The sequence below is a fragment of the Stagnihabitans lacustris genome (genome assembly GCF_025950525.1).
Lineage (GTDB): Bacteria > Pseudomonadota > Alphaproteobacteria > Rhodobacterales > Rhodobacteraceae > Stagnihabitans.
Genome location: NZ_JAPDGS010000004.1, coordinates 117972 through 130452 on the forward strand (window position 1 = coordinate 117972; position 12481 = coordinate 130452).

A 12481-nucleotide genomic window follows, 5' to 3' on the forward strand; every position below is an offset into this window, starting at 1 on the left:
TCCTTATTATATTGGATGGAGATTCAAAATGAACGTGACCAGCAACCAGGATTTCGCAGCCCTCGACCAGGCCCATGCTTTGCACCCCTGGCAGCATTTTGCGGGCATGGCGCGCGAGGCGCCCTTGGTGATCACCGGCGGGCAGGGCTGCATGGTCACTGACAGCGCCGGGCGCAGCTATCTGGACGCGGTGGGCGGGGTGTGGTGCACCAATATCGGGCTGGGTCGGGCGGAAATGGCCGAGGCGATCGGCGCCCAGGCGTTGAAACTGGCCTATGCCAATCCCTTCGTCGACATGACCAATGACCCGGCGGCGCTTTTGGCGGCCAAGCTGGCCGAACTCGCGCCCGGCGACCTGAACCGTGTGCATTTCACCACCGGAGGCTCCACCGCCGTCGATACCGCCGTGCGCATGGTCAGCTATTACCACCACGCCCGCGGCAATCCGACCAAGACCGACATCGTCAGCCGCGAGAACTCTTACCACGGCTCGACTTACCTCACGCAATCGGTGGGAAAGCGGCCGGGCGACCGGGTCGACGAGTTTCGCTACAAGACCGAGGGCATCCATCACCTGAGCTGCCCCAACCCCTACCGTCGCCCGGCCCATCTGACCGAGGCGCAGTTCTGTGACGCGCTGGTGGCCGAGTTCGAAGCCCTGATCGCCCGCGTCGGCGCCGACCGGATCGGCGGTTTCATCGCCGAGCCCATCCAGGCCTCGGGCGGCATCATCATCCCGCCCGAAGGCTATCTGCGGCGGATGTGGCAGCTCTGCCAGCGCCACGACATCCTCTTTATCGCCGATGAGGTCGTCACAGGCTTCGGCCGCATTGGCCATTGGTTCGCAAGCTTGGCCGAATTCGGCGTGCAGCCCGACATGATCACCACGGCCAAGGGCCTGACCTCGGGCTATATCCCCTTGGGCGCCTTGATCTTTTCCGACCGGGTCTATCAGGCCATGGCGGGCGGCGCCTCGGGCTGGTTCACCTCAGGTTTCACCTATTCCGGCCATCCGGTCGCCTGTGCGGCAGGGCTGAAGAACATCGAGATCATGGCCCGCGAAGACCTCTTGGGCAATGCCGTCCGCGTCGGCGCCTATTTCGAGGCGCGGTTGCAAGCGCTGTCGTCGCTGCCGTTGGTGGGTGATGTGCGCGGCCGCAAACTGATGCTGTGCGTGGAGAACGTGGCCGACAAGACGACCAAGGCGCTGTTGCCCGACGAGGCGGGTGAGAGCAAGCGCATCTCCAACGCCTGCGAAGAGATGGGGCTTCTGGTTCGCCCGATCGGCCATCTGAACGTGATGTCGCCGCCCCTGACGATCACCGAAGCCCAGGTGGATTTCGTGGTGGACACGCTGGAACGCGCCATCGCCAAAGTCGCGGATGATCTGGTGCGTGAAGGGTTCAAACTGGGCTGACGGTTGGGGCGCAGCGCCTGTTGCTGACCCTTGCCCTTTCCGGCCCAAGGCGGCCTCGCGCAAAGCGCTCGGCCCGCGCGGCGGCGGAGGGGGCCTCGCCCTGCGGGCTCGTCCCGCGCAGCGGCCCCGGCCCGGGGGCAAGCCCCCGGGTCCATCCGGTCTGCCCGGCCCAGCCTATCCCCTGGCGGAAACAACAGACGCCCAAGCGTCCTTGCTCTTTCATCTTTTCAAAAATATCCCACGGAGGGATCCGGGGAGGTGTGAAACCTCCCCGGGGCCTCCGCCCGCGCGCCGTCTGGCATTACGCCCGCGCGTCCCGCAGCGCCACCGCCGCCGCGCGGGCCGAGCCGCAGGCGAGGCCCCCCTTTCCGCCCAAATGCCCCCCGAATCAGCTTCCCCCCGACTCAGCTGCCCCGGTAAGTCGAATAGCCAAAGGGCGACAGCAACAGCGGCACATGGTAATGTGCGTTCTCATCGACGATGCCGAACCGGATCGGCACCTGGTCGAGAAACAGCACCTCCCCCGCAACCTGACCCGTCGCCCGCAAGTAATCGCCCGCGTGAAACACCAGCTCGTAACCGCCCGCCCGGAAGTCCTTGCCCTTCAGCAAGGGCACATCCGACCTTCCATCAGCATTGGTCACCACTTCGGCGATCTTTTTGTGGCTGTTGCCCGTCACCCGGTAAAGCCAGATCACCACCCCCGCCGCAGGCATCCCCCGCGCGGTATCCAGCACATGCGTCGTCAGCCAACCTTCCGCCATTTCTGCCTCCATTTTCCGCAAATCTAGCCGCCTGCGCCGCCCCTGTCGCGCCCCTTATCCCCCGAAATCACCTATCGGCATTATTTGATACCGCCCGCGCCGCCCTGCGCCTAAACTCCGGCCATTGGAGGCGAAAATGATCCGTTACCCCCGTGACTTCCGTGGCCATGGCCGCAATCCTCCGCCCGCGAATTGGCCCGGTGGCGCCCGCATCGCGATTTCGCTCGTGCTGAACTACGAGGAAGGCGGCGAGAACAACCTTCTGCATGGCGATGCGCAGTCCGAGGCCTTTCTTTCCGACATCGCCGGCGCTGCGCCCTGGCCGGGGATGCGGCATTGGAACATGGAATCGATCTATGACTATGGGGCGCGGGCCGGGTTCTGGCGGCTGCATCGGCTGTTCACGAGCCTTGATTTGCCGGTGACGATCTATGGCGTCTCGACCGCCTTGGCGCGCAACCCCGAACCGGTGGCCGCGATGAAAGAGGCCGGTTGGGAGATCGCCTCGCATGGCCTGAAATGGGTCGATCACCGTGACATGGACCCCGCGGAGGAGGCCCGCCAGATCGCGGAATCCATCCGCCTGCACACCGAAGTCGTGGGCACCCCGCCGCGCGGCTGGTATACCGGGCGCTGTTCGATGAACACGGTGCGCCTGACCGCCGAGACGGGCGCTTTCGACTGGATTTCCGACACTTACGACGACGATCTTCCCTATTGGGCCGAAGTGGGCGACCGTGACCAACTGGTCATCCCCTATACGCTAGAGGCCAATGACATGCGCTTTGCCACGGCGCCGGGCTATACCGATGGCCAGCAGTTCGAGACCTATTTGCGCGACACCTTCGATACGCTGATGACGGAGGGCGGAAAGATGTTCTCGATCGGGCTGCACAACCGCTTGATCGGGCGGCCGGGCAAGATGGCGGGGCTGAAGCGCTTCCTTGATTACGCCATGGCACATGACGGGGTCTGGTTCGCGACGCGGGGCCAGATCGCGGCGCATTGGGCGGCAACCCATCCCCACACCCGCATCGAGCGGCCCTCGAAGATGACCCGCGACCGGTTTGTGGCGCTTTATGGTGGGATATTTGAACACTCCCCCTGGATCGCGGAGGGGGCACATGGGCTGGAACTGGGGCCCGCACATGACAGCGCCTTGGGTCTGCACTCTGCGCTCGCCCGGGTTTTCCGAAGCGCCCCGCAGGCGGCGCGGCTTCAGGTGCTGCAATCCCATCCCGATCTGGCCGGAAAACTCGCCGCAGCCAAAAGGCTGACAGCGGACAGCAGCGCCGAACAGGCCTCGGCCGCCCTGGACGCCCTTACGGATGAAGAACGCCAGCGTTTCAGGGGCTTGAACGCGACTTACACCGCAAGGCATGGCTTTCCCTTCATCATCGCGGTGCGCGACCATTCGAAAGCGCAGATCCTGCAGGCCTTCGAAACCCGCATCGCCCATGACACCGACACCGAATTCGTCACGGCCTGCGCCCAGGTCGAACGCATCGCCCTCCTCCGATTGAAGGCTGTTTTGCCATGAAAGTTTTGCCATGAACTACCACCTGCCCCCCGGCGGACTGCCGCCGCAAACCGCGCTGATGACCGGACGTGCCGTCTTTACCGAGGCCTATGCCTTCATCCCGCGTGGTTGCTTTTCCGATATCGTGACCAGCCATCTGCCAGGCTGGGCCCAAACCCGTCTTTGGCTGATCGCGCGCCCCATGTCGGGGTTTTCCGAAACCTTCAGCCAATATGTGATGGAGGTCGCCCCAGGCGGCGGTTCGGACATGCCCGACGCCGATGAAGGCGCCCAGCATTGGCTGTTTTTCACCGGCGGCAAGGCGACCTTGACCGTGGATGAGGTAACGACAGAGGTGTCCGCCGGGTCCTATGCCTATATCCCGCCCGGCACAGCCTGGCGTCTGCGGGCCGAGGGCCAAGACCCCACCCGCTTTCACTGGATACGCAAGCTATATGAGCCCGCCCCGGGGATTGCGGCGCCCAAGCCCTTTATCACCTCGGACCAGGAAACCCCGATCCGCTGGATGCCCGACACGCAAGACCGCTGGGGCACGACGCGCTTTGTCGATCCCCAGGACCTGAGCCATGATGCCCATGTCAATATCGTCACCTTCGAGCCCGGCGGCGTCATCCCCTTCGAGGAAACCCATGTCATGGAGCATGGGCTTTACGTGCTGGAGGGCAAGGCGGTCTACAAGCTGAACCGCGATTGGGTCGAGGTCGAGGCCGGCGATTTCATGTGGCTGCGCGCCTATTGCCCGCAGGCCTGTTACGCGGCAGGCCCGGGGCGGTTCCGGTATCTGCTGTATAAAGACGTGAACCGCCATGCGAAGTTGCGCGGGGTGTTGAGGTAGCGGCGGGGTGAACCCCGCCCTACGTCCTGCGGTAACGGGGGGATTGATCTGGCTTGACCCCAAGCCGGAGCATCTTGCCCGCCCCCCCTGTTTCGGCTACCAAAACCCACCGGATAGGCTGCGTCTCCGGGGCATCAGGCCGAACGACGGGGCTCCCCATATGGAGCTGACGATGGCCCTTGAAGATGCCAAACACGAGATCGACACCGCCTTCACCCGCACCCAGCACCGCGGTTACGCCTTTGAAAACGCCTTTGCCGGGGCGACATCCTTCCTGCGCCGGACCTATACCAAGGACCTGACCGGGGTGAACCTCGCGATCACCGGCGTCCCGTTTGACCAGGCCGTCACCCATCGCACCGGCACCCGCTTTGGGCCAAGGGCGATCCGCGAAGCGTCAAGCCTCATGGCCTTTGACCCGCCGACGGGCTGGCCCACCAACCCTCTGGAAGAGCTGGACATCATCGACTACGGCGATGTGGCTTTCGATTATGCCATGGTCAGCGACTTTCCCGCGACGCTGACCGCGCATATCCGCAAGATCCTGGATGCCGGGGCAGGGTCCATCACCCTGGGCGGCGACCATTACATCACCTTTCCGATCCTGCGGGCCTATGCCGAGAAGTTCGGCCCCCTGAGCCTGATCCATTTCGACGCCCATTCCGACCTGTGGCCCGATGATGATCTGACCCGGATCGACCACGGCACCATGTTTTACAAGGCGGTCAAGACTGGGCTGGTGGACCCCAAACGCTCGGTCCAGATCGGCATCCGCACCACGACCGAGGATTACCTTGGCGTCAATGTGATCACCGCGCGCGAGCTGCATGAAAAGGGCACCGCATGGGCCGTGGCGCGCGCGCGTGACATCGTGGGCGACCATCAGACCTATGTGACCTTTGACATCGACGCGCTGGACCCGGCCTTTGCGCCGGGGACGGGGACGCCGGTTTGGGGCGGTCTTGCCTCTTGGCAGGCGGCGGCGATGCTGCGCGACCTTGCAGGGATCAACATGGTCGGCGGCGATGTGGTCGAGGTCTCGCCGCCCTATGACCCGACAGGCGTCACGGCGATTGCCGGGGCCCATGTTGCTTATGAGTTGATCTGCCTTTACCATTGGGCCCGAACCCAAAGGTAAGCCCAACCCAAAGGTAAGCCCAACCCAAAGGGGAAACCCTGCTCATGGGGAAACCCGAATCCATAGGAAAGCCATGACGCTGAAATCCGCAGCCCTGTTGATCCTGACGATTTTCGCGGGGCTGCAGATCTATATCCGCCTGGCGGTGAATGATCCGGCCGATTGGCATGTCGACCTGGTCAAGGCGCGGCCTGCCGATCTGGTGCCCAACCCCTCGGCTGCGATCACGCGACTGGAGGGCGGGGCCTTTGTCGACCTGACCCCCACCGATCCCGCCGCGGCCCTGGCCGCCATGGCCCAAGCGGCCGCCGCCACGCCGCGGACCCAGGTCTTTGCGGGCTCGGTCGCCGAGGGCCACGTGACCTGGGAGACCCGCTCTCTGCTGTGGGGCTTCCCCGATTACACCACGGCCCAAGTGACGCCACAGGGGCTGACGGTCTATGCCCGCCTGCGCTTTGGGCGGGGCGATATGGGCGTGAACGCGGCACGGCTGGCGGAATGGACTGCCGGGCTGTAGGTTTGGGGGATTGACCAAAGCTGTCATTGACCAAACCTGTCATTGAACAGTTGCGACTTGCCCTGTATCGGCAAAAGGCCCCCCCGGACAGGAGCCTTGCGTGTCGACCATCGTCTTTATCCGCACCACCAAACTGACCGCCGCCGTCACGCAGCTTTTTGACCTTTGGTCGCAAATCCTGCCCGGAGAGGTGGCGCTTCTGGTCGACGAGACGGCCGGCGCGGTTGATACCGGCGATCTGCCCAAGCATGGCTTTCGCTGGGGCGATCTTTTGGCCCAGGGCCTGCCGGATCGGCCACGGGGTCAGACACAGGCGGTCTGCGCCGATTACCTGATGGCGGCGCTGGCGGCGGATATGGCGCCGACCGACAGGGCTTTGGTCGTCGATGCGGCCCTGGTGCCGCAGATTGCCGATGTCCAGGCCTGGCGCGCGGTTCTGGACGGGCTTGGCGGCCATGACCTGATCCTGGCGCAGGTGGCGCCTGCGCCGAAACCGATGGCCGGGCTTTACGCCGAAGCCCTGACCGCAAGCCCCGCGCTCTTTGGCTTTACGGCGGCTGCGGCGCGGCTTTTGCTGCAGCGCCGGCGCGAGATTGCCGATCAGATCCTGTCGGGCCAGCACCTGCATTGGCCGGCGGCACAGGTTTTCTTGCCCTCCGAGGCGCGCGCCCTGGGGCTTGTGGTGGCCGACCTTGCCACGCTGTTGCCCGGCCCTGTGGTGATGGAGCCTGCGGCGCCGCTTTTGCGCGAAAGCCAGCCAAAGACGGTGCTGGCCAATGGCCTGACCTTCCCCCTGGCCGATGACCGCGCCGATTACCTGACCCGGGTCGGTGCGCTGTTGACCGCACGTCTGGCGCCCGAGGCCCTGGCCGCACTTCTGGCCCCCGTCATGCCCCTGACCGCGCCCGAGGAAAAGGCGCTCTCCGACCTGGCCTGGCAGCGCTACGGCTCGCCCTCGCTTGAACGGTTCTTGCCCCGCCCGCGCCCTGCGCCGCGGCTTTATGTCCAGGCCAGGGTGTTTGACGATCAGGCGGCCGAAGTCTTTGATCTGTGGTCCAAGGTCCTGCCGGGCCGAGTCAGCCTTCTGCTGCCCCAAGCGGCCGAGACGGGGGACCGGCCCTTTGTCCTGTTGGCCACGGCTTCCGACCCCCAGACCCCCGACCCCCAGACCCCCGAGACCGCCATGGCGACCCTGGCGCCGCTGATGTCGGACCTGGATTTCACCTTGGTCGTCCAGGTCGAGGCCGTGCCGGTGGTGCAGACCCCCAAGGCCTGGGCCAAGATCCTGACCCAATGCGCCGAGGCGGATCTTGCGCTGGTCCAGGTCACGCATCGCGGGGCGGCCTGGGTCCATGCCCGCGGTTTGGACGGGCTTTACACCGATGCCGAAATCCACGGCTGCCAGCCCTTCTTTGTGGGCTTTACCGCCCAGGCCGCCCGGGCGCTTTTGGCGCGTCGGGCCGCGCTGACATCCCAGCCCGCGCCGATGGTCTTTCTGGCCACCGAGGCGCTGCGCCTGGGTCTGACCATCGCGGACCTTGCCAAGCTCATGCCGCGCCTGGCGCGCGGGTTGCAGCCGAACCGCCCCTGGTGGTGGCCCGCCCGGCCGCGCTATTTCGGCCATAACCTGCTGGTCCATCCCGTGACCTCTGACCGCAAGGTCTTTTTGACCGGCGTGGTCAGCATGATCCGCGCCAAGGTCGACCCCGCGCGTGTGGCCTCTCATCTGGCGCCGGTCCTGCCGCTGACCGCGCAGGAAACCCGCTGGATGCAGGTGACGGTGGACAAGGCCTGGGGCGGCGTGCCCGGGCTGGAGGCGCTGATCCCCCAGACCGCGCGCGACCCCGGCACCCCCGCCACGCTGCGGCTTTTCATCCGCAGCAAGGTCATGGACGACATGACTGCGGCGCTTTTCGACCTTTGGTCGCAGGTGCTTCCCGGTCAGGTCACGATCCTGATGGATGAGACAGAGGGCAGGATCGACACCGGCGATCGGCCGAAAGTGGCCTTCGACCTCAAGGACTTGCAACGCCAGGGCCTGCCCACGCGGCCCGAGGACAAGGCCGCCTGGCATTGCAGCGACTATGTCATGGCCGCGCTGGAACCCCATCTGGCGCCGCAGGATTTCGCGCTGGTGATGGATGCCGCCGCCGTGCCGGTGATCCATGACCCAGAGGCCTGGCGCGCGGCGCTGGCGCGGCTGGCCCTGGGCGATCTGGCCGCCGCCGACCTGGGGCCGCGCCCCGAAGAGTGGCGCTGGCGGCGCGGCCTGGGCCGGATCTATGCCGATGCCGAGGTGATGGGCTGTCAGACCGTGGTTCTGGGCTTCACCCGCGCCACCGCCCGCGCCATGACCGCGCGCCGGCTGCAGATTGCCGCGGACCTTGCCGCCGGTCTGCACGACCAATGGCCGCATGGCGAGGCTTTCGTGGCCACCGAGGCCCTGCGCCTGGGGCTGCGTGTCACCGATCTGATGGTCGAGATGCCGGGGCTTGGACCCGAGTTCTCGCCCCATGCGCCCTTTTGGTGGGACAAGCGGCCGGCGCAGATCGGCCGCAACACCTTGCTGCATCCGGTGACGCGCCAGCGCGAGACCTTCGTGGCCAATATCGTGGCGATGATCCGCAAATCCGACCCGCCGCGCCTGGTGGCCGAGCGTCTGTCCGCGATCCTGCCGCTGACCGATGCCGAAAGGGAATGGCTTGACCTTGTGGTGTCGCGCCACACCGATATGCCCGACCTTGCGCGCTTCCTCGCCTTTGGCGCAGCTTGACGGGTCGCGGATCACCGGTTGGCCCCCCCGATCAAAGGAGGGGCCCTTGACCAAACCGACATTCCGCGCCAAACCCGCGCCATGCTGCCAGTGGACAAACTCGCCCAGATCGAAGACCGCTTCGCCTATGTCGAGGCGCGGTTGAATGACGGCGGCCAGCCGTCGCAGATTGCCGACCTGTCGCGCGAATACACCAACCTGCGCCCCGTCGTGGCCCAGATCGCTGAATGGCGCCAGTCGGTCCTGGACCTGACCGAGGCCGAGGCGATGCTTTCCGACCCCGAAATGCGCGAACTGGCCGAAGAAGAGCTTCCCCGGCTGAAGGCGCGCATCCCAGAAATGGAACAGGCGCTGCGCCTGGCGCTGTTGCCCAAGGATGCCGATGACGCCAAGCCCGCCATCCTGGAGATTCGCCCCGGCACCGGCGGCGACGAGGCGGGGCTTTTCGCCGCCGACCTGGCCCGGATGTATCAGCGCCATGCCGAAAAGATGGGCTGGTCCTGGGAGGTGCTGGAAGAGGCCCATTCCGACCTGGGCGGGATCAAGGAACTGACCGTCCGCGTGGCCGGCGAGGGCGTCTTTGCCCGGCTGAAGTATGAAAGCGGCGTCCACCGCGTCCAGCGCGTCCCCGAGACCGAGGCCCAGGGCCGCATCCATACCTCGGCCGCGACCGTCGCCGTCCTGCCCGAGGCCGAAGAGGTCGAGATCGACATCCCGGCATCAGATATCCGCATCGACACGATGCGCAGCTCTGGCGCGGGCGGCCAGCATGTCAACACGACCGACTCGGCCGTGCGCATCACCCATTTGCCCACCGGCATCATCATCACCTCGTCGATGAAGTCCCAACACCAGAACCGCGCCACCGCCATGGCCGTCCTGCGCGCCCGCCTGCACGACATGGAGCGTTCGCGGATCGACAATGCCCGGTCAGCCGATCGTCGGGCGCAGGTGGGGTCAGGCGACCGGTCGGAACGCATCCGCACCTATAACTTCCCCCAAGGCCGCCTGACCGATCACCGCATCAACCTGACGCTGTATAGTCTGGCGCAGATCATCGAAGGCAACCTGACCGAAATCATCGACGCTCTGACCGCCCATGACCAGGCCGCCAAACTGGCCGAAGCGGAATGAGGGCGCAACAGGCCCTGACCGAGGCCGTGGCGGTCTTGCGCGGGGCAGGGGTCGCGGATGCGGGCCGCGATGCGCGGCTTCTTTTGGCCCAGGCGCTGGGGATCGCGGCGGAACGGGTCAACATGATCTTGCATGACGATATGCCCGACGCGGCCCATCTGCGTCTTGGCGCCCTCGTGCAAATCCGGGCCTCCCGGGTGCCGATGGCGCAGATCCTGGGGGAAAGGCTCTTTTGGGGCCGCGCCTTCAAGGTGACGCGGGACACGCTGGACCCCCGCCCCGAAACCGAGATCCTGGTGGCCGAGGCCCTGACCCGGCCCTTTTCCAGGATGCTGGACCTTGGCACCGGCACGGGCTGCATCCTGATCTCTTGTCTTTTGGGGATGCCGCAGGCGGTGGGGGTGGGCGTCGATATCTCGCCCGAGGCCCTGCAAGTGGCCGCGCAAAACGCCCGCACCCATGGGGCCAAGGCCAGCTTTCTGGAGTCCGACTGGTTTGCCCGAGTCGAGGGGCGCTTTGACCTGATCGTGTCGAACCCGCCCTATATCGCCGCGGACGAGATGGCCGACCTCGCGCCCGAAGTGCGCGACCACGAACCCCATCTGGCCCTGACGCCCGGTGGCGACGGGCTGCAGCCCTACCGGATCATCGCCCGCGCGGCGCCGGCGCGGCTGATGGCGGGGGGGCGTCTGATGGTCGAGATCGGCCCGACCCAGGGCGCCGCGGTCCTGCGGCTTTTTGCCGCCGAGGGGCTGAAGCCCATCCGCATCCTGCAGGATTGGGATCAGCGTGACCGGGTTGTGATTGCGGAAAAACCGGCCTTGGAGCGTGACTTTGACGCCACCTTGGGCTGATTGTCCCGGATTGGCGGAAAAATCTCCTTGCCGTGAGCGCCGGCATGTGGTTATCAGACCCAACGCAGGCAGGTGCATGACGCCGCCCGCGCCCCCTTCCATCCGCTTCTTTCCGGGTCATTCTGTCCCGAAGCGCTGATCGGATCATCGGATCAAAGGACCCCATGCGCTCTTCCAAGTCCCGCTCGCGTTCGAAAACGAACCGCCCGCGCACGCTCGGCAATATCATCAACCGGGTGTTTGACTCGTCGGGCCCCGAGGGCAAGGTGCGTGGCACGCCGGCCCAGCTGATCGAGAAATACCAGTTCCTCGCCCGCGACGCACAATTGTCGAACGACCGGGTGGCGGCCGAAAACTTCCTGCAGCATGCCGAACATTACACGCGCCTTTTGGCCGAGGCCCAGCGTGAGATGGCCGCCGAACAAGAAGCCCGCCAGCAGCACCAGCCCCAAGGTGGCGGGAACGGCCAGAACGGGGGCCAGAACGGGGGCCAAAATGGGGGCGGTCGGCGTGACGATTTCCGCCAGGACTACCGGCCCGAATACCGCGAACAGGACGATCAACCCGATATCTCCGGCCATGACGTGATCGACGTGATGGGCGACGAGGATGTGGGTCTGGTCGCCACTCCCGAAGCCCGCCCCGAAAGCCGGCAGGACAATCGGGGTGAGGGGCGTGGCGAGGGGCGCGGCGACTACCGCGACCGCAACCAGCAACCGCGGCCCGAGCGCACAGAGAACCGGAACGAGAACCGCGGCGAGAACCGCAGCGATAACCGGGGCGATGGCAATCGCAACGGCGGTGCCAATGGCCAGCGCCGGACCTATCCGCCCCGCGTCGATCAACGCGACCAAGCCCCGCGCGACGCGAACCGCGGCGAGCAAGGTGCGCGCGACCAAAGCCGGGGCGACCAAAACCGCGGCGAGCGCAACGAAACCCGCCGTGACGCGCCCCGTCAGGATGCGCCCCGTCAGGAGGCCCCGCGCCGCGAAGACCCGCGCCGCGATGAGCCCAAGCGCGACGAAGCGATGACGCCCGAAGCCGTCAAGGCCGAGGCGCCCCGCAAAGAGACCCCGCGCCCTGAAAAGCCCCGCCGCGACCCCGCAGTTCAGGCGGCAGACCAAACGGGGGCCCAAACGGGGGTTCAAACCTCCGAGGCCAAGGCAAATGCTGCGCCCGAAGCGCAAACCGCGCTGTTCCCCGAAGACCAGGCCCCGGCGAAAAAGCCCCGCGCCACTCCGGCCAAGCCGCGCGCCCCGAAAAAGCCCGCCGAGGCCGCATCGGAGCCCAAGGCGGAACCCAAATCCGAAGACACCGCTGACTGAATCCCAGCGGAGCGCCTGCGGCGCAAGCCTTTGCCTCACCTCTCGCGCCAAGCGCGCGAGAGGCTCAGGTGCTCCGCAGGGGATATGTAAGCCAGTATGAAAGAGGGGCGGGGCCAGTCGGTTCGCGCCCCCCTTTCATACTGACACAAATACTCTCTGAGATTCGGCCAAGGCCCGGAAGCCG

General features: G+C 66.0%; 10 protein-coding genes and 1 pseudogene. 10 read left to right on the plus strand and 1 reads right to left on the minus strand.

Features of this window, described 5'->3' with window-relative positions; translation table 11 throughout:
* The first annotated feature begins 28 nt into the window (after window positions 1–28).
* Window positions 29–1417 (plus strand): aminotransferase, encoded by a 1389-nt coding sequence (locus NX862_RS11575; RefSeq protein WP_264494068.1) that lies wholly within the window; start codon window positions 29–31, stop codon window positions 1415–1417.
* 404 nt (window positions 1418–1821) lie between these two features.
* Here the strand turns inward: NX862_RS11575 and uraH are convergent, their stop codons facing one another.
* The gene (gene uraH, locus NX862_RS11580) at window positions 1822–2181 is read right to left on the minus strand and encodes a hydroxyisourate hydrolase (RefSeq protein WP_264494069.1); all 360 of its coding nucleotides are present in this window, start codon (window positions 2179–2181) and stop codon (window positions 1822–1824) included.
* A 136-nt stretch (window positions 2182–2317) separates the two neighbouring features.
* On the opposite strand from uraH, the gene puuE reads away from it, so the two are divergent.
* The 9 genes and pseudogenes from puuE to NX862_RS19455 all read left to right on the plus strand — a co-directional run bounded on the left by puuE (window position 2318) and on the right by NX862_RS19455 (window position 12297).
* Window positions 2318–3721 carry an allantoinase PuuE gene (gene puuE / locus NX862_RS11585; RefSeq protein ID WP_264494070.1) on the plus strand — a complete coding sequence of 468 codons (1404 nt, stop codon included), beginning with the start codon at window positions 2318–2320 and terminating at the stop codon, window positions 3719–3721.
* A gap of 10 nt (window positions 3722–3731) precedes the next feature.
* On the plus strand, window positions 3732–4556 hold the full coding sequence (locus NX862_RS11590; protein ID WP_264494071.1) for a bifunctional allantoicase/(S)-ureidoglycine aminohydrolase: 825 nt from the start codon (window positions 3732–3734) through the stop codon (window positions 4554–4556).
* A 172-nt stretch (window positions 4557–4728) separates the two neighbouring features.
* On the plus strand, window positions 4729–5694 hold the full coding sequence (gene speB / locus NX862_RS11595) for an agmatinase (protein WP_264494072.1): 966 nt from the start codon (window positions 4729–4731) through the stop codon (window positions 5692–5694).
* A gap of 73 nt (window positions 5695–5767) precedes the next feature.
* Complete coding sequence (locus tag NX862_RS11600; protein WP_264494073.1) at window positions 5768–6211, plus strand: DUF1499 domain-containing protein; 444 nt, start codon at window positions 5768–5770, stop codon at window positions 6209–6211.
* A 100-nt stretch (window positions 6212–6311) separates the two neighbouring features.
* Window positions 6312–8984, plus strand: coding sequence for a hypothetical protein (locus tag NX862_RS11605; RefSeq protein ID WP_264494074.1), 2673 nt, complete (start codon window positions 6312–6314; stop codon window positions 8982–8984).
* Window positions 8985–9065: 81 nt separating this feature from the next.
* The gene (gene prfA / locus NX862_RS11610) at window positions 9066–10118 is read left to right on the plus strand and encodes a peptide chain release factor 1 (protein ID WP_264494075.1); all 1053 of its coding nucleotides are present in this window, start codon (window positions 9066–9068) and stop codon (window positions 10116–10118) included.
* Complete coding sequence (gene prmC / locus NX862_RS11615) at window positions 10115–10972, plus strand: peptide chain release factor N(5)-glutamine methyltransferase (RefSeq protein ID WP_264494076.1); 858 nt, start codon at window positions 10115–10117, stop codon at window positions 10970–10972. Before prfA ends, prmC begins: the two co-directional genes overlap by 4 nt.
* Window positions 10973–11136: 164 nt before the next feature.
* Window positions 11137–11918, plus strand: a pseudogene (locus NX862_RS19450) (DUF4167 domain-containing protein).
* A gap of 82 nt (window positions 11919–12000) precedes the next feature.
* Window positions 12001–12297 (plus strand): hypothetical protein, encoded by a 297-nt coding sequence (locus tag NX862_RS19455; protein WP_413694559.1) that lies wholly within the window; start codon window positions 12001–12003, stop codon window positions 12295–12297.
* The last annotated feature ends 184 nt before the right edge of the window (window positions 12298–12481 follow it).

Coding starts and splice junctions, on each gene's coding strand:
- NX862_RS19455 (WP_413694559.1), top strand. CDS start 12,001: ATGACGCCCGAAGCCGTCAAGGCCGAGGCGCCCCGCAAAGAGACCCCG.
- NX862_RS11575 (WP_264494068.1), top strand. CDS start 29: ATGAACGTGACCAGCAACCAGGATTTCGCAGCCCTCGACCAGGCCCAT.
- prmC (WP_264494076.1), top strand. CDS start 10,115: ATGAGGGCGCAACAGGCCCTGACCGAGGCCGTGGCGGTCTTGCGCGGG.
- uraH (WP_264494069.1), bottom strand. CDS start 2,181: ATGGCGGAAGGTTGGCTGACGACGCATGTGCTGGATACCGCGCGGGGG.
- puuE (WP_264494070.1), top strand. CDS start 2,318: ATGATCCGTTACCCCCGTGACTTCCGTGGCCATGGCCGCAATCCTCCG.
- NX862_RS11600 (WP_264494073.1), top strand. CDS start 5,768: ATGACGCTGAAATCCGCAGCCCTGTTGATCCTGACGATTTTCGCGGGG.
- speB (WP_264494072.1), top strand. CDS start 4,729: ATGGCCCTTGAAGATGCCAAACACGAGATCGACACCGCCTTCACCCGC.
- NX862_RS11590 (WP_264494071.1), top strand. CDS start 3,732: ATGAACTACCACCTGCCCCCCGGCGGACTGCCGCCGCAAACCGCGCTG.
- prfA (WP_264494075.1), top strand. CDS start 9,066: ATGCTGCCAGTGGACAAACTCGCCCAGATCGAAGACCGCTTCGCCTAT.